Raw genomic sequence first — 21252 nt, forward strand, 5'->3', positions numbered from 1 at the left:
CATTCACCGCTATCGATTGGAAAGCCCTGAGTTTGCTCCCGCCAAATCAGGCAAAACGGTTCGAAGGAATGCGCGCTTTGCAGTCATTGCCATAGATGCCTGTCCAATCGCGTGTAGTGGGTTTCCGGGCATCACCGCGCGATACTTCTAGAGCTGCTTGCTCGTGTGGATCTTTCCGCGGTTCAGAACATGGCGATACAAATGCACCCGCTCCAGGCCAGGTGTTTTGACGAAATTTCTACATTTCCCGCCGCAATAATTGCGCCCGTTCGACAGCTCTAGTTCGACTACGCATTTAATGAGGCCTACATGAAATCTCGACTCAATTACCTGGCAATCGGTGCCTTGAGCATCATTGTTCTTAGCGGGTGTGATGCTGCGGAAAACGCTGCCAATAAAGCCGTTGAAGATGCCAAGGAAAGCGCCAGTCAAATTGCCAAGGACACCTTCAGCGAATCGGTAAAGCAGTTCAGCAAGCAGGTCGATGACGCCCAGGAAGCGACCAACTCCTGGATCGATGGCAAGGCGCCGGAAGACAAAGAGTCTGAAAATAGTGAAGCTGACGAGCCTCGTGATAACGAAGCGTGATTCGTCTCTCGGCGTTGACTCATCTGGTCTCTTTGGTGGGAATCAAGGGGCTTGACGCCTCCTCAATCCTCGATGCGATCCGTGGCCTCACGGTCGTGCCTGTAGTGGGTCTTGCAGGGGAAGTGCGGTAGCCAGGACTCGCGCCGGGTCGTCCAGCTTTCGTAGGTTGGCAGCAACTGGTCTGGCGCATCGAGTGCGCCCAGATGCACTTCGATTTCATCGGCGCTACGGGCGAAAACCGATGAGCCGCAGCGGGGGCAGAAGCAGCGCCCGGCGTAATCCGCCGTTTCGCCGCTGATAGTCACCGCACCTTCAGGAAATACCGCTGCCGCGTAGAACAGCGCGCCGTGATGCTTGCGGCAGTCGAGGCAGTGGCAAATACCGACCCGGTAGGGAAGGCCCCGGGCTTCGATGCGTACCTTGCCGCACAGGCAGCCACCGGTGAATCGATCCATACGCGCCTCCTCTGACCGACCAGCCAGGCTACACACTGGCTGCCACTCGCAACTGCAAGCGTGATGTAGACGGTAGCAGCCAGACGCAGAACGAGGGGCGGTCAGGCCCGGTAGGCGCGCAGGAACATCCGTACTGCTTCCTGAGCATGTTGCTCCTGCTCGGCCGCACTCTGGGGCGCGCCACAACCGATCAGCAGGCGGAAGTTGGCGCAGCCCTTGAACAGAGAAAAGAACTGATCCGCGGCTACCTTGGGCGAGTCGATGGATAGCTGGCCATTCTGATTCGCCTTGCTCAGCAAGCGCTCCATTTCCGCCAGCAGGGGCTGTGGGCCGGCTTCATAGAAGACTTTAGCGAGCAGCGGATCCTTGCTGCCGAGGCTGGTCATAAGGCGATGCAGTTCGACGGATTCGGCACTGTTGATCAGGCGACTGAAGCCGCTGGCGATATTCAGCAGCACCGCTTCCACGTCGGCATGTTCGGGCAGCTCGAAGAACAGTTCGGGCAACTGCTCCTCGCACTTGGCCTTCACCGCCGCGCAGAACAGCGTCTCCTTGTCGGTGAAGTGGCTGTACACGGTGAGCTTGGAAACACCCGCGTGGGCGGCAATGGCGTCCATGCTGCTGCCGGCATAGCCGTAGCGCAGAAACAGGCATTTGGCGGCTTCGAGGATGGCCTCGCGCTTGGCGGGATCTTTGGGGCGGCCGGGGCCGCTGGGGGGCAACGAAGTATTCGACATCGGGCTATCTTAATACTGGACTGGCGAGTACGCTATTTTTACTATACCGAGCAGTACAAGTATTAAAAGTTCCTTGAAAGGACGCTCATCATGTTCCGCCATGCTCTGTCTCGCGTTGTGCCTGTCTGTCTTGTCCTGTCCCTGGCCGCCTGCAGCAATGCGGAGGCGCCGCAGCCGGGCATTCGTCCCGCCATGGTGGCGCAGCCGCAATTGGCTGCGGAGTTGGCAGATGTTTACCCTGGTGAGATAAGGGCGCGGCTGGAACCCGAGCTGGCGTTCCGCATTGGCGGCAAGGTGACCAAGCGCCTGGTCGAGGTGGGGCAGCGGGTCGACAAAGAGGCACCGTTGGCCGAACTCGATCCGCAGGATGTGCGCCTACAGCTGGATGCCTCCCGTGCCCAGCTGCAATCGGCCGAGTCCAATCTGCAACTGGCGCTGGCCGAGCGTGACCGCTACCGCACCCTGCAGCAGCGCGGGATGATCAGCAAGTCGCAGTCCGACAGCGCCGAAAACACCTTCCGCGCCGCCGAGGCTCGCCTGCGTCAGGTGCGTGCCGAACTCAATGTTGCCGATAACCAGGCCGGTTACGCGGTGCTCAAGGCGCCGCAGAGTGGCGTTATCGTGCAGCGTAGCGCCGAGGTGGGTCAGGTGGTGTCAGCCGGCCAAACGGTGTTCGTGTTGGCGGCCGATGGTGAGCGCGAGGTGCTGATCGACCTGCCCGAGCAGGTGATCGGTAGTCTGCGCGTCGGCCAGGACGTCGCCGTGGAGCTGTGGTCGCAGCCTGGCGAGCGACTGGCTGGGCGTATCCGTGAGCTGTCGCCGGCGGCTGATCCGCGCTCGCGTACCTACGCTGCACGCATCGCCCTGCAGCAGCGCGACGCGCAGGTGGAAATCGGCCAGAGCGCACGGGTGTTCATCGCCCGTAACGGCGATGTCCCGCTGGCAGTGCCGCTGTCGGCACTGACCGCCGAGAAGGATCAGCCTTACGTCTGGGTGGTCGATCCGCAAACCTCGAAGCTCAAGCGCACTGCGGTGCGGGTCGGCCCCTATGGTGAAAAGCAGGTGCCGGTGCTGGAAGGCCTGAAGGCCAGCGACTGGGTGGTGGTGGCCGGCGTACAGGTATTGCTGGACGGGCAGCAGATACGTCCCGTGGATCGGCAGAACCGAGCGGTAGACCTGGCGGCGAAGGAGTAAGCGTCGATGTCCTTCAACCTTTCCGCCTGGGCGCTGCATCATCGTCAGATCGTCCTGTACCTCATGCTGTTGCTGGGCATCGTCGGTGTCCTGTCGTACTCCAAGCTCGGGCAGAGCGAGGATCCGCCATTCACCTTCAAGGCCATGGTGGTGAAAACCAACTGGCCCGGAGCCACGGCCGAGCAAGTGGCGCGGCAGATCACCGAGCGCATCGAGAAGAAGCTGATGGAGACCGGCGAGTACGAGCGCATCGTGTCCTTCTCGCGGCCCGGTGAATCCCAGGTCACCTTCCTGGCCCGCGACTCCATGCACTCCAACGAGATTCCTGAACTCTGGTACCAGCTGCGCAAGAAGATCGGTGACATTCGCCATACCCTGCCAGGCGGCATTCAGGGGCCGTTTTTCAACGATGAGTTCGGCACCACCTTCGGCAATATCTACGCCCTGACCGGCAGCGGCTTCGATTACGCGGTGCTCAAGGATTATGCAGATCGCGTGCAGCTGCAGCTACAGCGGGTCAAGGACGTCGGCAAGGTCGAGCTGGTCGGCCTGCAGGACGAGAAGATCTGGATCGAGCTGTCCAACACCAAGCTGGCCACCCTCGGCCTGCCGCTCGCTGCCGTGCAGCAGGCCCTCGAGCAGCAGAACGCGATGGCCGTGGCGGGCTTCTTCGAGACCGGCTCAGACCGCGTGCAGTTGCGGGTCAGCGGCAGTTTCGAGACAGTCGAGCAGATCCGCGATTTCCCCATCCGCGTAGCCGATCGTACCTTCCGTATTGGTGACGTGGCCGAGATCAGCCGTGGCTTCAACGATCCCCCCGCGCCGCGCATGCGTTTCATGGGTGAGGATGCCATCGGCCTGGCCGTTTCGATGAAGCCCGGCGGCGACATTCTGGTGCTCGGCAAGGCGCTGGAGGGTGAGTTCACGCGTTTGCAGAACAACTTGCCGGCAGGCATGCAGCTGCGCAAGGTGTCGGATCAACCGGCAGCGGTGAAAACCAGCGTCGGTGAGTTCGTCAAAGTGCTCACCGAAGCGCTGATCATCGTGTTGCTGGTGAGCTTCTTCTCCCTGGGCCTGCGCACCGGGTTGGTGGTGGCACTGTCGATTCCCCTGGTGCTGGCGATGACCTTCGCCGCCATGTACTACCTGAACATCGGCCTGCACAAGATTTCCCTGGGCGCCCTGGTGCTGGCTCTGGGCCTGCTGGTGGACGATGCGATCATCGCCGTGGAGATCATGGCGATAAAGATGGAGCAGGGCTACGACCGCCTCAAGGCGGCGAGCTTCGCCTGGACGAGTACGGCGTTTCCGATGCTCACCGGTACCCTGATCACCGCCGCAGGCTTTCTACCGATCGCCACGGCGCAATCGGGTACCGGCGAGTACACCCGGTCGATCTTCCAGGTGGTGACCATCGCGCTGCTGATGTCCTGGGTCGCTGCGGTAATGTTTGTCCCTTACCTGGGGGCGCGTTTGCTACCAGATCTGGCCAAGCAGGCTGCCCAGAAACACGGCGGCAGCGCTGCTGGGCACGACCCCTATGACACGGCGTTCTACAAGCGCGTGCGGCGGGTGATCAACTGGTGCGTGCGACGCCGCAAGACGGTCATCGTGTTGACCCTGGCCTTGTTCGTTGGCTCGATCCTGCTATTCCGCTTCGTGCCGCAGCAGTTCTTTCCGGCATCGGGGCGGCTGGAGCTGATGGTCGATTTCAAGCTGGCCGAAGGCGCTTCGCTGATCGCCACCGAGGCCGAGGTACGACGCTTCGAAGAGCGCCTGGCCGGGCATCCCGGTGTGGATAACTATGTGGCTTACGTCGGAACCGGCTCGCCGCGTTTCTACCTGCCACTGGATCAGCAATTGCCGGCAACCAGCTTCGCGCAGATCGTGGTACTGGCGAAAACCATTGAGGATCGTGAGCTGGTGCGCAGCTGGCTGATCGGCGTGTTGAATGATGAGTTCCCCAGTCTGCGTACGCGCATCTCGCGTCTGGAGAACGGGCCACCCGTGGGCTACCCGGTGCAGTTCCGCGTTTCCGGCGAGCATATCGACGAAGTCCGCGGGCTGGCCCGGCAGGTCGCCGACAAGGTGCGTGACAACCCTTATGTGGTCAACGTGCACCTGGACTGGGAAGAGCCGAGCAAGGTGGTGTACCTGAACATCGATCAGGATCGCGCCCGGGCGCTGGGCGTCAGTACCTCTGACGTGTCGAAGTTCCTGCGCAGCTCTTTGAATGGCTCGTCGGTCAGCGATTATCGTGAGGACAACGAACTGATCGAAATCCTCCTGCGCGGTACGCCAGTGGAGCGTCAGGCCCTGCAACTGCTGCCGAGTCTGGCGGTGCCGACCGAGAGCGGCAAGAGCGTGGCGCTGTCACAGATCGCCACCCTCGAGTACGGCTTCGAGGAAGGGGTGATCTGGCACCGCAACCGCTTGCCGACGGTGACCGTACGTGCCGACATCTACGGCCCGCAGCAGCCGGCGACGCTGACCCAGCAGATTCTGCCGACGCTGGCCGAAGTGCGCGCGAGCCTACCGGATGGCTACCTGCTGGAAGTGGGCGGTGCGGTGGAGGATTCCTCCAAGGGCCAGGCCTCGGTGAATGCCGGTGTGCCGCTGTTCATCGTGGTGGTGCTGACGTTGCTGATGCTGCAGCTGAAGAGCTTCTCGCGTTCGGCGATGGTGTTTCTCACCGCACCGCTGGGGTTGATCGGTGTGACCCTGTTCCTGCTGCTGTTCGGTCAGCCGTTCGGTTTCGTGGCCATGCTGGGCACCATCGCGCTGTCAGGAATGATCATGCGCAACTCAGTGATTCTGGTCGACCAGATCGAGCAGGACAGAGCCGCGGGGCTGGATACCTGGGATGCCATCGTCGAAGCCACGGTACGGCGCTTCCGGCCCATTGTGCTGACCTCCCTGGCCGCGGTGCTGGCGATGATTCCTCTGTCGCGCAGTGTGTTCTTCGGGCCGATGGCGGTGGCGATCATGGGGGGGTTGATCGTGGCCACGGCGCTGACCCTGTTGTTCCTGCCCGCGCTGTACGCGGGATGGTTCAGGGTCAAACCCGGCGACAAGTTGCAAGCCGTAAGCGACACCTGACGGCAAGTGCCTGACCGCGCCGGGTGCGCGGTCAGGTGTATGACCGATGTTTCAGAGCGCGCCGAAGACCTTCTTCGCCAGGCTGGTGGCGGCGGCCGCAGGGTTCTCGCGGATGCCGGCTTCCTGCTTGGCGATCATCTCGAACAGGCCATCGAGTGCCTGTTCGGTCACGTAGCTTTCGATATTCGCGCTCTTGGCGTCGAGCACGCCGAAGGTGGCTGCCTGGCCGGCGAAGCTGTTGTACTGCTTCGCCAGGCCGACCTGATCGGTGGCCTGCTTGACGATGGGCAGGAACTTGGCGCGGATCTGCTCGCGGCTGCTCTTGTTCAGGTATTGAGTTGCCGAGTCCTGCGGGCCGGAGAGAATGCTCTTGGCGTCCTGCACGGTCATCTTCTTAACGGCGTCGACCAGCAGGGCCTGGGCTTGCGGCACGGCGGCTTCGGCGGCCTTGTTCATGCTGGTTTCCAGCTGCTCGACCTGAGCGCCCATGCCCATCATCTTCATGGTCTTGGCAGCTTTGCCGAGGTTGCCCGGCAGCTCGATGCGCACCTCGGGGTTGCCGCTGAAACCACCCGGCTTGCCGAGCTGCTGCACGGCCACCTTGGCGCCTTGGGTGAGGGCATCTTTCAGGCCGCCGCTGGCGTCCTTCTGGCTGAGATCGGAAAGCGACAGGGCGAACACGTTGGCGGACAGCAGCAGACCGGCGACGAGAACAGGGATGCGGAGCATGGCAGTAACCTTCGAGCGGTGAGATATGCAGCGAGCTTAGCAGGCTGTCGATGTTCTCGGCGAAGGTTGAGCAGGGAAGGGGCGAAGCGCTAGAGGGGAAACGGCACGCCCTGAGGGCGTGCCGGGTACATCGTTACTGGACTTCGAGAGCGGTCAGGCTTTCCAGGGTCAGCGCGCCGACGGCCTGGCCATTGGCGGTCTGGTATTCGGTCAGCGCGTCGAGGGTGCGCTTGCCGAGCTTGCCATCCACTGTGCCCGGGTTGAAGCCGCGCTTGACCAGGCTCTGCTGCAGGCGGGTCACTAGGTTGTCGTTGATATCGCCATCGCAGATGGTCTGGCGCGACACGATGCGCGCGTTGCCTTCGAAGCGGGTGACCTGCAGCTGGCGCTTCTCTTCTGGGACGATGATCTGGTTGGCTTCGACCGGACGAACCACTTCGGTGGAGGCGACCTTGGTGTATTCCGGATCCAGCGTCACTTCGACGGCTTGGGCAGGCTTGTCGACGATCCAGCGTGTCACGCTCTTGTATTGGGCCGGGTCGGTCTCGACGCGTACGGTTTCCGGGGAAACCAGTTTCTTGACCTTGACCACTTCCTGCTTGGCCGGTACCTGACGGGCACAGAACGACATCGCGCCGGTACCGCTCGAGTAGCGGGTGCCGGCTGCACGACACTGGTCGAGTACGGTCTTGGCTTCTTCGAGGGTGACGGTTTCCTGGGTGTTTTCGTAGACCGCCGGCACGACGATGAAGCGCTTGACCTCAGGGCGGATCTTCACCTGCTCGGATACCACGCGGTAGGTCGGCGGTTCGATGCGATACGTCTTGGTGCCCTCACGGGTGACCACCTGCTTGAAGCCCTTGTCGAGCTCGGCAGGGGTGACGGTGATCTTGTTGACCGAGTCCTTGATCACGACTTCCTGGGTGCTCTGCACCGGACGCGGTCTGACCTGGGCATGAACCCAGCACTGACCCGGCTGGATTTCGTATTCCTGAGGCTCCTGGGCACTCGCTGCAGGCACCGACGGGCTGGCCACTGCGGGCTGAACGCTTGGCGCTACTGCTGGTGTCGGCTGCGCTGCTGCGGGCGCGGCAGCGGCTTGCTGAGCAACTGGAACCGGTTGTACCGGCTTTTCTTCGTTATTGGTCGATGTGGCCGAAGGCTGCATGGCGCAGCCCGAAACCATGATCGCCAGTGATCCCAGAATTGTGTAATAACGCACGAAAATCCCTGCCCTAGATGGCCCCAACGACGCATCTTAGGGACTGTTGCCGTAAAGCTCAATAACGGACGAAGCCTATCGTCGTGTCAGATCGACATGACGGCTCGACCCCAGCCCTCAGGCTTAGAGTCCGTCCAGCAACTCCTCGCTGCGATCCATGGTCACCTGGCGGATCGACAGACGAATTTCCGCTGGCAGCACGCGCTTGGCGGCGCCTTCGGCCAGTTCGGCGAACTCCGGGTGGTGGCTGAGTTTGCCGGCTTCGTCCTTGCGCAGCACGCCCTGGTCGAGCAGGGTCTGGATGAAGTGGCGGAACAGGCTCTTGTCGAAGAATTCCGGGGCGTTCAGACCATGCAGGATCGACAGGCGCTGGGCCATGACCGTACACAAGTCTTCCAGCTCCTCGGCGCTGATGCTGTTCTGCCCGGCATTGAGCAGCAGTGCGCTGGCCATATAGAAGCGCTGCAGCGTTTGGGCGATGGCGCGTGACAGCAGGGTCAACAGCACGAAGTGCCGCGAGCTCGGCGCCGGGCGCACGTACAGGTCGTTCTCGACCTTGAGCAGACCCTGTTCGACGAAGGCCTCCAACCACTGATCGACCACGCCTTCGAGCTCGTCCGCAGACCAGCGGATGTACAGTTCGGCCTGCAGGTACGGATACAGCGCGTGAACGAAGCGCAGGATCTGTTCGCGGCTCATCCGCCCGCTGCTCTGGAAGAAGCTCGCCAGCAGGCCGGGCAGGGCGAAGATGTGCAACACGTTGTTGCGGTAGTAGGTCATCAGGACGGCGTTCTGCTCATCCAGATAGAGGATGCGCCCCAGGGCATCCTTCTGCTCGGAAAGCAATTCCATGCCGCGCACGTATTCGATCAGGGCCAGACCATCGCCTTCCGGCAAGGTGGTATGTGGCGAGTAGGGCACGCGGCGCAGCAGGCTCTGATACAGGTCGAGGATGCGGGTCAGCGCGCGCTCATCCAGAGCCAGTTTGCTAGTGGAAAGCAGCGCCAGGGCCACCAGGTTGACCGGGTTGATCGCCGCTGCCTCGTTGAGGCGCTGAGCCACCCGCTCACCGAGGCGGTTGGTGGTTTCGTTGAGCCACGCCGGGCGATAGTCCGGTCCCAGGTTCTGGTCGCGCCAGTCCGGCTGCTGCCCGTCGAGAAAGCTGTCGAGCTTGATCGGCTCGCCGAAGTTGACCCACACATGACCAAAGCGCTGCTTGAGCGCACCGATGACTTTGAAGATATCGAAGATCGATTCCTTCTTCTTGCTCGCACCGCGCAGTTCGCCCAGGTAGGTGCGACCCTCCAGCACGCGCTCGTAGCCGATGTACACCGGCACGAACACCACTGGCAGGCGATGGCTCTGCAGGTAACTGCGCAGAGTGATGGCGAGCATGCCGGTCTTCGGCCGCAGCATGCGACCGGTACGCGAGCGGCCTCCTTCGACGAAGTATTCCACCGGATAACCCTTGCTGATCAGGGTGTGCAGGTACTCGTTGAACACCGCGGTGTAGAGCGGGTTGCCCTTGAAGGTGCGGCGCATGAAGAAGGCGCCGCCGCGGCGCAGCAGACCACCGATGATCGGCATGTTGAGGTTGATACCGGCGGCAATGTGCGGCGGTGTCAGGCCGTTGCGGAACAGCAGGTAGGACAGCAGCAGGTAATCGATATGGCTGCGGTGACAGGGCACGTAGATCACCTCGTGACCCTGGGCGATGTCCTGCACGCCTTCGATGTGATTGACCTTGATGCCGTCGTAGATCTTGTTCCAGAACCAGGACAGGATCAGCTCGAGAAAGCGGATCGCCGTGTAGGTGTAGTCCGAGGCGATTTCGTTACCGTAACGCAGGGCGAGGGCTTCGGCCTTTTGCGCCGAGATGTTCTCGCGCTCGGCTTCCTCGGTTATGGCCTGGCGAACCTGAGGGCCATGCACCAGGCCTTTGACCAGGTTACGCCGGTGCGACACGTCCGGGCCGATGACCGCGGCCTTCTGGTTGCGAAAGTGCACCCGCAGGATGCGATGCACCATACGCAGGGTGCGTTCTTCGCCCTTGTTCTGGGCGATCAGCTCGCGCAGTTGAATCGGTGTGGAAAACTGCACGCGGGTGGTACGGCCGAGAATCAGAATGCTGACCAGGCGGCGCAGGCGACCGGTGACGGCCCAGCTGTCGGCGAACAGCAGTTTCCAGGCGCTGGTTTCATGATCCGGCGACTGGCCCCAGAACACGCTGACCGGAATGATCTGCGCCTCTTCCGCGCTGTTTTCGCCCAGGGCGGCGACCATCCGCTGCAAGGTCGGCGAGATGCCGCGCTTGTCCTGGCGACCTAGCCAGTCGGGCTCCGGAGTCAGGTAGAAGAACGCCGCCGGCTCCATCAGGTCGCCCACTGCTACCGACAGTACCGGCCGTGGCAAACCGGCCTTGGTGCATTCGCGGTCGAGTACCGCCAGATCACTCACCGAAGGCTGCTGCAGCACGTAGAACACCGGCTTGCTGCGGTCGAGCTTGAGAGTGAACGCCGACTGGTTGATGGTTTCCGAGCGCACCCACAGGTACAGCAGGCGGCGCAGGGTACCGAATGCAAGACGGCGAAGCGGGGAGCGGGTCATACGGTTCTGGCTACGGCAACGAGCCTGGGCCCGGGGGCGTTAGTGTGCCGGATCACTGCTCTGGCGGCAAAATCTTGTAAAGGTTGGTGTTTCGTCGGGGAAACTTCATTTAACCGCTACTTGGCTGGTCTGTCGCGTGCTCTTCCTTGACCGCATTGATGAAAGCCTGCATGGCTGACGACTGGATGCGGTGGCGCCGGGTAATCAGGCCGTAAGGCGGCAGGCGTGGCTCGAAGGTGATGGGTAGCACCGTGAGCAGGTGTTTGCCGGGGTAATCGTTGACCACCGATACCGGGGTCACACCGATCATGTCGGTCTGCTGCAGTAGCGACAGCAGGGTCATGATCGAGGTGGTTTCGACGATGCTGCTGGGAATGTCGACCCGCGCATTGTGAAACGCCTGGTTGATGATGGTACGCATCGGGCTCGGGTGCTGTTGCAGCACCCAGGTCATATCCTGCAGTTCTTCCCAGGTCAGATGCGTGGCGCTTGCCATCGGATGTTGGGCGCCGGCAATCACGCAGAGGGTTTCCTCGCCGAGGCTGTCGAACAACAAATCATCGGTGCGTGCGCCATCGGGAATACGGCCGAGCACTACGTCCAGTTGATCCTGTTGCAGGGCCTGCACCAGTACGTCGCTGGTGTCGACCTGAATGCTCATGGACAGCCGAGGGTGGCTTTGCTTCAGGGTAGCGATGGTGCGTGTCAGTAGACCCGAGGCCAGCGCCGGAATCGCGCCGATGGTGACCCGCCCGAGGTTGCCGGACTCGAGCGCGGCGAACTCCTCGCGCATGCCTGACAGTTCAGCGAAAATCATTTTTGCGTAATAGATCGCGGTTTCGCCGAAAGCCGTGGCGCGCATGCCGCGCGGCAGACGCTCGAACAGTTCGACGCCCAGCAGGCTTTCCGCTTCGTGAAGCATCTTGGTCGCTGCTGGCTGGGTCATGCCGATTTCTTCGGCGGCCCTGCGCAGCGATCCAAATTCCTGCAGGGCCAGCATCAGGCGCAGCTGCCGCAGGCGCAGGCGGCTGTGGATGATGCTGGCGTCTGGAATGCGGGACATGGCGCGGCTCGTGATTGGAGAATTGGCCAAGGGTGACAAGAAATCGCGGCGCTCGCCAGTCATCAGCGAGCGTCCGGTTGCGGTGGCCAGGAATAACCCGGCTTGCTGACGATCACGAGGCATGGTTTGTCTGCCTGGAGTGCGCAACGGCCATGGTGTTGTCACTGGGCGCAGCCGCGGGGGGGATTGGAATGATGGGATAACCGAGTGTCTTGAGCGTATAACCCAGGGTGCTGAAGATCTGCATCAGCTCGCAGAACCTCGCCACGGCGGCCGTCGAGAGGGCCTGGATGGGCGGCAGGCTTGGCTCATAACGCATCAGGCCAATGTGCATGGCTTATCTCATTATCGTTATTAGGGATTGCCCGGAGTGTGCGAAGCGACGCGATAAGCGTCTACTCAAAATAACTGATAGTCCGATAGCCTGAGGTTATCTCTTGGATTTTCCCGAGCGATAACCTCAGGCTATGTCCTTATGAGCAGCTTTGATTAGACGGTTATCGTTGGGCAGGCCGATAGTTTGGCTCAGCCCAGCGGCCATCTGCCGGCCGGCACTACAAAAACAACAACGTAGAGGTACTTCACATGGCCCAGGCTCAACCTGTTGCCCTGCAGGTGCGCGCACCCTTGGATCAGCCACTGACCAGTAGGCTGCCCCGCGCATACTGGCGTCTCTTCGTCATCCTTTTCGTACTCCCCGTTATCGCTCTGATCGACAGGGCTCTTCTGTCTATCGGCAAGCCAGCCAGCATTGGCGAGTTCAGCCTGAGCCTGGACGTCGTGCTGCCTCGCGCGCAGCAGCAATCGCTTTTTTACCGTAACGCACGGCGCCTCTACCGCACCGTGCCCGATGTCATCCGCCCGTTGGGGATGTCGGCCGACCTGAGGACTTTTGTATGAGCAAGCCAATCCTTCCCCGCCTGGCCATGGTACTGGGCGACCCGGCCGGCATCGGTCCTGAGCTGATCGCTCGTCTGCTCGCCGAGCCGGAAGTACGCCGCAAGGCCCAGGTGTTGCTGATCGCCGACGAGGCGGAAGTGCGTCGCGGCATGGATATCGCGGGGCTGTCGTTCCCTTACCGCATCATCGATTCAACCGAGACCTTGGAATTTGCCGATGATACGCCGCTGCTGCTGCCGTTTCGTGGCGCTGCTGAAGGTGAGTTTCCGCGCAGCGAAGCCAGCGTGATCGGCGGACGCTACAGCCTTGACACGCTCGAACAGGCACTGCGTCTGACTGCCGCTGGCGCCACCGATGCCATCCTGTTCGGTCCGTTGAACAAGACCTCGCTGCACATGGCGGGCATGGGGCACAGCGATGAACTGCACTGGTTCGCCGAGTATCTGGGCTTCGATGGCCCGTTCTGCGAGTTCAACGTGCTCGACAACCTGTGGACCTCGCGGGTGACCTCCCATGTAGCGCTGGCCGAGGTGCCGGGCATGCTCAGTCAGGATCGGGTGATCGAAGCGATTCGCCTGATCGACACGGCGCTCAAACGTAGCGGCATGGAGAAACCGCGCATCGGCGTTTGCGGGCTGAACCCGCACAACGGCGACAACGGCAGCTTCGGGCGTGAGGAGCTGGACATCATCGGCCCGGCGGTGGAGCGCGCTCGCCAGCAGGGTATCGACGCCATTGGCCCGTACCCGGGTGACACCATCTTTCTCAAGGTGCAGGGCGACAGCCAGGCCTTCGACGCGGTGGTGACCATGTACCACGACCAGGGCCAGATCGCGATCAAGCTGATGGGCTTCTCGCGTGGCGTCACGGTGCAGGGCGGCTTGCCGATTCCGATCACCACGCCGGCCCACGGTACTGCCTTCGATATCGCCGGGCAGGGCAAGGCCAATGTCGGCGCGACCCGTCAGGCCTTCGAGATCGCCTGCCGCATGGGAAGTCGCCAGCGGGGCTGATCCAACAACGCAGTTTTCGAGAACAACAATAACAAGGAGCCATTCATGGCTAGCTCATTTCGCAATGATCGGCAGCCCCTGCGGCCGCCGATGAGCCGCTCTGTGCGCGGCGTACAGGATCGGGTGGAGGATCTGCCATGCGTCTGCTAACGCTGCTGTTCTCACGTCTGTTCGAGAGCATCGTGGTGTTCTGCCTGGCCACCATGATGGTTCTGGTGTTCTTCAACGTGGTGCTGCGCTACGGCTTCAACTCTGGCATCGCCTTGTCGGACGAAGGCGCCCGCTACCTGTTCGTCTGGCTGACCTTCATCGGTGCAGTGATTGCGCTACGCGACAATGCGCACCTGGGCGTTGACCTGCTGTATCGCCGTCTTCCCCCCCTCGGCCAGCGTGTCTGCGCGGTGGTTGCCGAGCTGCTGATGCTGTTCTGCTGCGGTTTGTTCCTGATTGGCAGCTACAAGCAGACGGTCATCAACATGGACAACCTGTCGCCCGTCGCCGGCCTGCCGCTGGGGCTGATGTACGCCGCCGGCGTGGTGTGCAGCGTAGCGATGTCGGCAATCATCCTTAATCGTCTGTATCTGCTGCTGTTTCGCCATGTCGCTGCGGATTTGGTGATGCCCAAGAGCCCTGAAGACGTGCTGATTTCCGAGGTGACGAAATGACCATTGTGGTGTTCCTCGGCTCCCTGCTGGGTGCCATGGCCATGCGCATTCCCGTGGCATTCGCCTTGCTGCTGGCGGGCGTCGCATTGATGATTCAGCTCGATACCTTCGACGCGCAGATCCTGGCCCAGAATCTGGTCAGTGGGGCCGACAGCTTCCCGCTGCTGGCCATCCCGTTCTTCATGCTCGCTGGCGAGCTGATGAACGCCGGCGGCCTGTCGCGCCGCATCGTTGCCTTGCCGATGGCGCTGGTGGGCCACAAGCGTGGCGGCCTGGGCTTCGTGGCGATCATCGCCGCCATTGTCATGGCGTCGCTGTCCGGCTCGGCCGTGGCCGATACCGCCGCGGTGGCAGCAATGCTGATGCCGATGATGCGCAAGGCCGGCTACGACCCGAATCGGTCGGCGGGATTGATCGCCGCAGGCGGGATCATCGCGCCGGTCATTCCGCCATCGATTCCGCTGGTGGTGTTTGGTGTAGCGGGTGGTGTATCGATCACCAAGCTGTTCATGGCCGGCATCGTACCGGGGCTGATGATGGGGCTGGCGTTGTGGGCAACCTGGTGGTGGTTGGCACGCAAGAGTGATCTGCCTTGCGGTGAAAAGGCACCACTGTCGGAGGTCTACAAGGCGTTCACCGACGGTATCTGGGCGCTGATGCTGCCGGTGCTGATCATCGGTGGTCTGAAACTGGGTATCTTCACACCCACCGAGGCGGCGGCCGTGGCGGCGATGTATGCGCTGTTCATTTCGCTATTCGTCTACCGCGAGCTGAAGTTCAGGGATCTGTTCAAGGTCTTCCTGGATGCCGGGCGTACCACAGCGGTGGTGATGTTCCTGGTGGCCGCAGCGCTGGTGTCGTCCTGGCTGATGACCATCGCCGAACTGCCGATGATGGTCAGTGGGCTGCTCGAGCCGCTGATCGATCGGCCACAACTGCTGCTCGTGGTGATCATGCTGATTGTGCTGATGGTGGGCACCACCATGGATCTGATGCCGATCGTGCTGATCCTCACGCCGGTATTCATGCCGGTGATCAAGATGGCCGGTATCGACCCGGTGTACTTCGGCATCCTGTTCATCCTCAACACCTCCATCGGGTTGATCACGCCGCCTATCGGCAACGTGCTCAGCGTCATGAGCGGGGTCGGCAAGGTGCCCCTCGATGGCGTGATGCGCGGTGTCATGCCGTTCCTGTTCGCCCATCTGGTGGTGCTCTCGTCGCTGATCATGTTCCCCGCGCTGGTGATGACGCCGATGCGCTGGTTCCTCCCGTAACGCTCCGTTTACCTCACTGCAAGGAAGAAACGATGAAAAATAACAAGAACAAACTGCGTGTGTGTGGCTGCCTGCTGTTGTTGGCGTGTTCGGTCTGGCGGGCCGATGCGGCGACCACTCTGCGTTTCGGTTTCGCCGGCTCCGACACTGACACCCAGAGCGTGGCAGCGAAGGAGTTCGCTCAACTGGTCAAGGATGGTTCCAACGGCGAGCTGGTTGTACGCCCCTACGGCAACAGCATGCTGGGCAACGACCAGGCGATGATTGCCGGCGTACGGGGCGGCACCATCGAGCTGGAAATGTCCGGCACGCCCAACTTCAGCGGCCTGACCCCGCGCATGTCGGTGCTCGACCTGCCGTTCGTGTTCGCCGACAGCGCGCATGCCTACCGTGTGCTGGACGGCGAGATCGGCCAGAAGCTGCTCGACGACCTGGAAGCTCACAACCTCAAAGGTCTGGCCTACTGGGAAGTGGGCTTTCGCGACATCACCAACTCGCGCAAACCGGTGCGTGTGCCGGATGACGTCAAGGGCCTGAAAATTCGTACCTCCAGCAACCCGTCACAGATCGAGGCCTTCCGCCTGCTCGGCGCCAACCCGCAGCCGCTGCCGCTGGCCGAACTCTACAACGCGCTGGAAATGAAGGCCGTGGATGCCCAGGAACACCCGCTGAGTATCACCTGGTCGTCGGGCTTCTACGAAGTGCAGAAGTACCTGTCGCAGACTCATCATGCCTACACCGCGCTGATCCTGGTCATGAACAAGGAGAAGTTCGATGCCATGCCCGCTGCCCAGCAGAAACTGCTGGTCGATTCGGCCCGCGCCGCCGGCCGCTCGCAACGCAAGATGAACGCCGAGAATGACAGCAAATTCCTCGTCGAGCTTGAAGCCAAGGGCATGCAGATAGAGAAGGACGTCGACCGCGAAGCCTTCCGCAAGGCCGTTTCCGCGCCCCTGCGTGAGACCTTCATCAAGCAGCACGGCAGTGATTTGCTCGAGGCCATCGACGCTCAGCGTTGAGTACCGTTCACACTTTCGCGGTGCCTTGGCGCCGCCTTTAGGAATCGACACGATGAGTCAGGAAATTCTTCTTCTGGTGCAGAAATGCGCGCACACCTTCAGCTTCTACGACGTATCGACCGGCGATGCGATCAAGCACATCCGCCTGCCGGATTTCCCCCACGAATTTGTGGTGGATTCCAAGAACCGCTTCGCCTATGTCGGCCACTACGGTATCGAAACTTCCAGCCATGAAGGCGAGGGCGGCTGCTCGGTGTTCGTCATCGACCTGGAGCGCGGCGAGCACGTGCGCACCCTGAGCATCTGGCCGTTCCGTCGCCCCCATGGTTTGGCGATGGATGATCAGGATCGTCTCTATGTGCTCAGCGAGGGCGACTCGACCCTGCTGATCTTCGATCAGCCGCATATCAAGGACGTGCCGGATCGGGCGATTCCGTCCGGCGGTTACAAGAGCCATCTGGTTGCCCTCAACCGTAGTGGTGAGACCGCCTTCGCCCTCAACCTGCTGAGCAACACCATCACCCGTCTCAAGCCCCAAGATCCGACCGTTGCGCCTGTGCCTCTGCAGCCGGGCAGCATGCCCGAAGGCAACTGCTTCAGCCGTGACGAGCGCACGTTGTACGTCGCCACCCGTGGTGACAACAGCATCGTCGCCGTGGATGTGGAGACGCTCGAAGTGACCCATCGCGGACGCACTGGTGCCGACCCGACACGTATCTACCGTGACCGCCAGGATCGCCTCTACGTGACCAACTACGCGGAGCATTCGATCTCGGTATTCAACACCGCACTGGAGCAAATCCACCGCATCGAGCTGGATACCCACGCCATCGCCATGAGCCTGCACCCGACCCGCGACCTGGCCTTCGTCACCCTCAAGGATCAGCGTGTCGGCATGCTGGATCTGCAGACCTTCACCTTCCAGCGCTACTTCCACACCCTGCTCGAGCCAGATGTGTCTCAGGTCATCGTGCGCTGAATTCCCGTCATCATCGGAGAGTACTCATGAGTAATCTGTTCATTCGCGGTGTCGCCGCCCTTAGCCTGGCCCTGTTGCTGCCAGGCGTTGCCGCCCAGGCGCAGGAGCGCACGTTCAAGCTCAGCGCCGGTGACCCCATCGACGCCCCCGGGCCTCAGGGTGCCAAGCTGTTCGCCGAGCACCTGAAGGCCGAAAGCGCTGGGGCGTTGAGCGTCAAGGTGTTCCCTTCGGCGATGATCGGCAACGATGTGCAGATGCTCGGCGCACTGCCAGCGGGCACCGTCGAATTCGCCCTGGTGGGGGCGCCGACACTGGTCGGGCTGGTCAAGGATTTTGGCGTGCTGGATCTGCCCTACCAGTTCAACTCCACTGCCGAAGTGGATGCCATGCTCGACGGGCCGATGGGCCAGCAACTGCTCGCCAAGCTGGAAGAAAAGGGCCTGGTGGGCCTGGGCTTCTGGGAGATCGGGTTTCGTAACCTGACCAACAGCAAGCGGCCTATCGAAAAGTGGGAAGACCTCAAAGGCTTGAAAATTCGCACCGTGCAGAGCCCGATTTTCCGTACCTTCTTTGATCACCTGGGGGCCAACGCCCAGCCGATGCCGATCAACGAGGTGTTCGGTGCTCTGGAAATGCATGCCATCGACGGCCAGGAGAACCCTATCTCGCTGATCGCCACCCAGCGCTACAACGAGGTGCAGAAGTACCTGACCCTCAGCGAGCACATCTATACCGCCTACGTGCTGCTGATGAGCAAGAAGACCTGGGACTCTCTGGATGACGCGCAGCAGGCGCAGGTGCGCAAGGCCGCCGAGCAGGCGCGCAGCGAGCAGCGCCAACTGGCCCGTCAGGCCAACAGTGAGAAGCTCGCCGAGTTGAAGGCGTCGGGCATGCAGGTCAATGCCCTCAGCAATGAACAGCGCCAGCGCTTCGTCGATCAGGCGAAGATCGTCACCGAGCAGGTGCGTGGCAGCATCGACGCCGATTTCGTCAGCGCCTGGCAGGCCGAATTGCAGCGCTTGCGCGAGGCCAACTGAAATGTCCGAGTGCCTGCATCAGCGTCTCGGTCTGCCCCATGCAGCCGACGGGCAGCGATTGATCGATGCCCACCACCACCTGTGGAACCTCGATACCCATCGCTATCCCTGGCTGCAGGACGACGTCGATCAGGGCTTCTTTCTCGGCGACTACGCGCCCCTGCGTCGCAACTATCTGCCAGAGGATTATCTGGCCGACAGCGCTGGGCAGCGGGTGCTCGCCACGGTGCATTGCGAAGCCGAGCACGAGCGTGCCGATCAGGTGGCGGAAACCCGTTGGGTGCACGAGCAGCATGCGCGCTACGGCTTTCCCAATGCGGTGGTGGCCCATGTCTGGTTCCACCGCCCGGACTGCGAGGACATCCTTGGCCGACATCTGCAATACCCGCTGCTGCGCGGTATTCGCAGCAAGCCGGTGACGGCCTCGCGCCCCGAACTGGCCTCCAGCGTGCGCGGCCAGGCCGGCAGCATGCAGGACGACGACTGGCTACGGGGCTTTGCCTTGTTGGCCAAGCACGGTCTGTCCTGGGATTTGCGTGTGCCGTACTGGCACCTGCAGGAAGCGGCGCAGGTCGCCGCTGCCTTTCCCGAGGTGCCCATCGTGCTCAACCACATGGGCTTCCCCTGGGATCGCAGCGCGGCCGGGCTCGAAGGTTGGCGCACCGGCATGCAGGCTCTGGCGGCGCAGCCGAATGTCAGCGTCAAGATTTCCGAGCTCGGCCTACGTGATGAACCGTGGACGCTGCAGAGCAACCGCGGCGTGATCGAGGAAACCTTGTCGATGTTCGGCATCGAGCGTTGCCTGTTTGCCAGCAACTACCCAGTGGCCGGTTTGCGCATCGGTTACGGCGACCTGGTCACCGCGATGAGCACGGTGCTGGAGGGATATGACAGCGCGCAGCGCGATGCCTTTTTCTGGCGTAACGCCAGGGATTTCTACCGGATCGCCCTGGAGGGCTAGCCCTATCAGTGGCATCCCGTAGTCGCTGGCGAGCGTCTATCACCTGATATTTCACAGGTACTCAGCATCGGTTCATTGGCCCGAGGGGGAGGCGTTTGCCCGACGTTTCATCTACCGCCCCGGTGACGCTTTGCCGGATGCGGCTGCCCGATAACGCGCAGATGGCTTTTTTCGTTCAAGGCATTTCCTGTGGTTATCACTGAATGCGCATAAGTGATTATCCGCCGCCAAACGCTCTGGCTAGAGTCGGCGGCAATAGGCAGCGATGGCTGTCGCGATAAACCAATAAGAAGCCCGCCTTGAGTCCTCGCAAGGTGATGACAGGCAAAGAAGGAGCTGACCATGACAACAAGAATAACGGTCGAGGCACTGTCCTCGTCCATCGCCAAACGCTGCGTGCGGCTCCTGTCCCTTCTGATCCACCGATCCAATCGTCCCTCAACCACCCTAGCCGTGCCGCTGAACACAGCGCATGTCGGCTGACCGCCAATACGTAGTGAAAGGAGCTGTGAACATGAAAATAAAATCTATCCGTACCCGCGTCTTCGAATGGAAAGGCAAGGTGGTACCGCCGCAGGCCCACTTCTGCACCAATGCCAGCGATATTCTCTTCGAGCGCGGCGATGCCATGGGCTCGTTCCGTTTCCATGGTTGGCTGGTGGTGGAAGTGGAGACCGACACCGGCATCGTCGGCATCGGTAACTGCGCCCTGGCACCGCGTGTGGCCAAGGAAATCATCGACACCTACCTGGCACCCATCGCCATCGGTGAAGACCCCTTCGACAACGAATACATCTGGCAGAAAATGTACCGTCAGAGCCACGCTTGGGGCCGCAAGGGCATCGGCATGGCAGCGATCTCGGCGATTGATATCGCCATCTGGGACATCATGGGCAAGGCGGTGGGCAAGCCGGTCTTCAAGCTGCTTGGCGGGCGTACCAAGGAAAAAATCTGGACCTACGCGTCGAAACTCTACGCCAACGACAACCTCGACCTGTTCCTCGAGGAAGCTCAGGGTTATCTCGACCAGGGCTTCACCGCACTGAAGATGCGCTTCGGTTACGGCCCTAAAGACGGCCCGGCGGGTATGCGCCGTAATATCGAGCAGGTGCGCGCGTTGCGTGAGCTGGCTGGCCCGGATATCGACATCATGCTCGAGTGCTACATGGGCTGGACCCTGGAATACGCCCGGCGCATGCTGCCGAAACTCGCCGAGTTCGAGCCGCGCTGGCTGGAAGAACCGGTGATCGCCGATGACCTGGAAGGCTACATCGAACTGAAGAAGATGGGCATCATGCCGATCTCCGGCGGCGAGCACGAGTTCACCTCGTATGGCTTCAAGGACATGCTCGAGCGCCGTGCCGTGGACGTGATTCAGTACGACACCAACCGCGTCGGCGGCATCACCGCAGCGCGCAAAATCAACGCCATGGCCGAAGCCTGGTCGGTGCCGGTCATTCCTCACGCCGGGCAGATGCACAACTACCATCTGACCATGTCGACCACCGCTTCACCGATGGCCGAGTTCTTCCCGGTGTTCGATGTCGAGGTCGGCAACGAACTCTTCTACTACGTGTTCAAGGGCGAGCCGGCGCCGGTCAACGGCTACATCCAGTTGGACGACAACAAGCCGGGCCTGGGCCTGGAAATCTCCACCGAGTACCTGAGCGAGTTCAACATCATCGAGTGATGGTTGGCTGCGCCTTT

19 protein-coding genes are annotated in these 21252 nt (G+C 61.7%); 12 read left to right on the top strand and 7 right to left on the bottom strand.

The genetic code is table 11. The features are described 5' to 3' along the window. The first annotated feature begins 309 nt into the window (after positions 1-309). Positions 310-588, top strand: coding sequence for a hypothetical protein (locus ACZ3GY_RS02505; RefSeq protein WP_465908816.1), 279 nt, complete (start codon positions 310-312; stop codon positions 586-588). A gap of 62 nt (positions 589-650) precedes the next feature. On the opposite strand, the gene ACZ3GY_RS02510 is transcribed toward ACZ3GY_RS02505, so the two are convergent. Both ACZ3GY_RS02510 and ACZ3GY_RS02515 read right to left on the bottom strand, forming a co-directional pair. Then, positions 651-1043: a GFA family protein gene (locus ACZ3GY_RS02510; protein WP_463563780.1), complete on the bottom strand. Its 393-nt coding sequence runs from the start codon at positions 1041-1043 to the stop codon at positions 651-653. Positions 1044-1144: 101 nt separating this feature from the next. Beyond that, entirely contained in the window at positions 1145-1780 is a 636-nt protein-coding gene (locus tag ACZ3GY_RS02515; RefSeq protein ID WP_465908817.1) for a TetR/AcrR family transcriptional regulator, read from the bottom strand. 90 nt (positions 1781-1870) lie between these two features. Here ACZ3GY_RS02515 and ACZ3GY_RS02520 point away from each other — a divergent pair, with 90 nt between their 5' ends. Both ACZ3GY_RS02520 and ACZ3GY_RS02525 read left to right on the top strand, forming a co-directional pair. Continuing rightward, the gene (locus ACZ3GY_RS02520) at positions 1871-2974 is read left to right on the top strand and encodes an efflux RND transporter periplasmic adaptor subunit (protein ID WP_465908818.1); all 1104 of its coding nucleotides are present in this window, start codon (positions 1871-1873) and stop codon (positions 2972-2974) included. A gap of 6 nt (positions 2975-2980) precedes the next feature. Further along, a complete protein-coding gene (locus tag ACZ3GY_RS02525; protein ID WP_465908819.1) occupies positions 2981-6073 on the top strand; it encodes an efflux RND transporter permease subunit in 3093 nt (1030 codons plus the stop codon). 51 nt (positions 6074-6124) lie between these two features. On the opposite strand, the gene ACZ3GY_RS02530 is transcribed toward ACZ3GY_RS02525, so the two are convergent. The 5 genes from ACZ3GY_RS02530 to ACZ3GY_RS02550 all read right to left on the bottom strand — a co-directional run bounded on the left by ACZ3GY_RS02530 (position 6125) and on the right by ACZ3GY_RS02550 (position 12028). Further along, the gene (locus ACZ3GY_RS02530; protein ID WP_463563784.1) at positions 6125-6802 is read right to left on the bottom strand and encodes a DUF4197 domain-containing protein; all 678 of its coding nucleotides are present in this window, start codon (positions 6800-6802) and stop codon (positions 6125-6127) included. 133 nt (positions 6803-6935) lie between these two features. Further along, positions 6936-8024 (bottom strand): peptidoglycan-binding domain-containing protein, encoded by a 1089-nt coding sequence (locus ACZ3GY_RS02535; protein WP_465908821.1) that lies wholly within the window; start codon positions 8022-8024, stop codon positions 6936-6938. Between the two features lie 123 nt (positions 8025-8147). Then, positions 8148-10631 carry a glycerol-3-phosphate 1-O-acyltransferase PlsB gene (plsB, locus tag ACZ3GY_RS02540; RefSeq protein ID WP_463563786.1) on the bottom strand — a complete coding sequence of 828 codons (2484 nt, stop codon included), beginning with the start codon at positions 10629-10631 and terminating at the stop codon, positions 8148-8150. A 109-nt stretch (positions 10632-10740) separates the two neighbouring features. Then, positions 10741-11694: a LysR family transcriptional regulator gene (locus ACZ3GY_RS02545; protein ID WP_463563787.1), complete on the bottom strand. Its 954-nt coding sequence runs from the start codon at positions 11692-11694 to the stop codon at positions 10741-10743. Between the two features lie 112 nt (positions 11695-11806). Continuing rightward, positions 11807-12028: a hypothetical protein gene (locus ACZ3GY_RS02550; protein ID WP_463563788.1), complete on the bottom strand. Its 222-nt coding sequence runs from the start codon at positions 12026-12028 to the stop codon at positions 11807-11809. A 251-nt stretch (positions 12029-12279) separates the two neighbouring features. Here ACZ3GY_RS02550 and ACZ3GY_RS02555 point away from each other — a divergent pair, with 251 nt between their 5' ends. From ACZ3GY_RS02555 to ACZ3GY_RS02595, 9 genes are all read left to right on the top strand, one after another. Further along, on the top strand, positions 12280-12594 hold the full coding sequence (locus ACZ3GY_RS02555) for a hypothetical protein (RefSeq protein ID WP_465908822.1): 315 nt from the start codon (positions 12280-12282) through the stop codon (positions 12592-12594). Beyond that, complete coding sequence (locus tag ACZ3GY_RS02560; protein ID WP_465908823.1) at positions 12591-13607, top strand: 4-hydroxythreonine-4-phosphate dehydrogenase PdxA; 1017 nt, start codon at positions 12591-12593, stop codon at positions 13605-13607. The genes ACZ3GY_RS02555 and ACZ3GY_RS02560 overlap by 4 nt, the downstream gene beginning before the upstream one ends. 137 nt (positions 13608-13744) lie before the next feature. Then, on the top strand, positions 13745-14272 hold the full coding sequence (locus ACZ3GY_RS02565; protein WP_463566194.1) for a TRAP transporter small permease subunit: 528 nt from the start codon (positions 13745-13747) through the stop codon (positions 14270-14272). After that, positions 14269-15549: a TRAP transporter large permease subunit gene (locus ACZ3GY_RS02570; RefSeq protein ID WP_463563790.1), complete on the top strand. Its 1281-nt coding sequence runs from the start codon at positions 14269-14271 to the stop codon at positions 15547-15549. The genes ACZ3GY_RS02565 and ACZ3GY_RS02570 overlap by 4 nt, the downstream gene beginning before the upstream one ends. Positions 15550-15581: 32 nt before the next feature. Continuing rightward, positions 15582-16568, top strand: a complete 987-nt coding sequence (locus tag ACZ3GY_RS02575; RefSeq protein ID WP_465908824.1) for a TRAP transporter substrate-binding protein — start codon at positions 15582-15584, stop codon at positions 16566-16568. A gap of 52 nt (positions 16569-16620) precedes the next feature. Next, positions 16621-17547, top strand: coding sequence for a YncE family protein (locus ACZ3GY_RS02580; protein WP_463563792.1), 927 nt, complete (start codon positions 16621-16623; stop codon positions 17545-17547). A gap of 26 nt (positions 17548-17573) precedes the next feature. After that, a complete protein-coding gene (locus ACZ3GY_RS02585; protein ID WP_463563793.1) occupies positions 17574-18584 on the top strand; it encodes a TRAP transporter substrate-binding protein in 1011 nt (336 codons plus the stop codon). Between the two features lies 1 nt (position 18585). Continuing rightward, positions 18586-19545 (top strand): amidohydrolase family protein, encoded by a 960-nt coding sequence (locus ACZ3GY_RS02590; RefSeq protein ID WP_463563794.1) that lies wholly within the window; start codon positions 18586-18588, stop codon positions 19543-19545. A gap of 514 nt (positions 19546-20059) precedes the next feature. Further along, positions 20060-21235 (top strand): L-rhamnonate dehydratase, encoded by a 1176-nt coding sequence (locus tag ACZ3GY_RS02595; protein ID WP_463563795.1) that lies wholly within the window; start codon positions 20060-20062, stop codon positions 21233-21235. The last annotated feature ends 17 nt before the right edge of the window (positions 21236-21252 follow it).

This window comes from Pseudomonas sp. PME37.24/006 (genome assembly GCF_055556635.1).

Excerpts from the sequence above, each read along its gene's own strand:
- ACZ3GY_RS02505 (WP_465908816.1), top strand. The coding sequence starts at position 310 with ATGAAATCTCGACTCAATTACCTGGCAATCGGTGCCTTGAGCATCATT.
- ACZ3GY_RS02510 (WP_463563780.1), bottom strand. The coding sequence starts at position 1,043 with ATGGATCGATTCACCGGTGGCTGCCTGTGCGGCAAGGTACGCATCGAA.
- ACZ3GY_RS02515 (WP_465908817.1), bottom strand. The coding sequence starts at position 1,780 with ATGTCGAATACTTCGTTGCCCCCCAGCGGCCCCGGCCGCCCCAAAGAT.
- ACZ3GY_RS02520 (WP_465908818.1), top strand. The coding sequence starts at position 1,871 with ATGTTCCGCCATGCTCTGTCTCGCGTTGTGCCTGTCTGTCTTGTCCTG.
- ACZ3GY_RS02525 (WP_465908819.1), top strand. The coding sequence starts at position 2,981 with ATGTCCTTCAACCTTTCCGCCTGGGCGCTGCATCATCGTCAGATCGTC.
- ACZ3GY_RS02530 (WP_463563784.1), bottom strand. The coding sequence starts at position 6,802 with ATGCTCCGCATCCCTGTTCTCGTCGCCGGTCTGCTGCTGTCCGCCAAC.
- plsB (WP_463563786.1), bottom strand. The coding sequence starts at position 10,631 with ATGACCCGCTCCCCGCTTCGCCGTCTTGCATTCGGTACCCTGCGCCGC.
- ACZ3GY_RS02545 (WP_463563787.1), bottom strand. The coding sequence starts at position 11,694 with ATGTCCCGCATTCCAGACGCCAGCATCATCCACAGCCGCCTGCGCCTG.
- ACZ3GY_RS02550 (WP_463563788.1), bottom strand. The coding sequence starts at position 12,028 with ATGCACATTGGCCTGATGCGTTATGAGCCAAGCCTGCCGCCCATCCAG.
- ACZ3GY_RS02555 (WP_465908822.1), top strand. The coding sequence starts at position 12,280 with ATGGCCCAGGCTCAACCTGTTGCCCTGCAGGTGCGCGCACCCTTGGAT.
- ACZ3GY_RS02560 (WP_465908823.1), top strand. The coding sequence starts at position 12,591 with ATGAGCAAGCCAATCCTTCCCCGCCTGGCCATGGTACTGGGCGACCCG.
- ACZ3GY_RS02565 (WP_463566194.1), top strand. The coding sequence starts at position 13,745 with ATGCGTCTGCTAACGCTGCTGTTCTCACGTCTGTTCGAGAGCATCGTG.
- ACZ3GY_RS02570 (WP_463563790.1), top strand. The coding sequence starts at position 14,269 with ATGACCATTGTGGTGTTCCTCGGCTCCCTGCTGGGTGCCATGGCCATG.
- ACZ3GY_RS02575 (WP_465908824.1), top strand. The coding sequence starts at position 15,582 with ATGAAAAATAACAAGAACAAACTGCGTGTGTGTGGCTGCCTGCTGTTG.
- ACZ3GY_RS02580 (WP_463563792.1), top strand. The coding sequence starts at position 16,621 with ATGAGTCAGGAAATTCTTCTTCTGGTGCAGAAATGCGCGCACACCTTC.
- ACZ3GY_RS02585 (WP_463563793.1), top strand. The coding sequence starts at position 17,574 with ATGAGTAATCTGTTCATTCGCGGTGTCGCCGCCCTTAGCCTGGCCCTG.
- ACZ3GY_RS02590 (WP_463563794.1), top strand. The coding sequence starts at position 18,586 with ATGTCCGAGTGCCTGCATCAGCGTCTCGGTCTGCCCCATGCAGCCGAC.
- ACZ3GY_RS02595 (WP_463563795.1), top strand. The coding sequence starts at position 20,060 with ATGAAAATAAAATCTATCCGTACCCGCGTCTTCGAATGGAAAGGCAAG.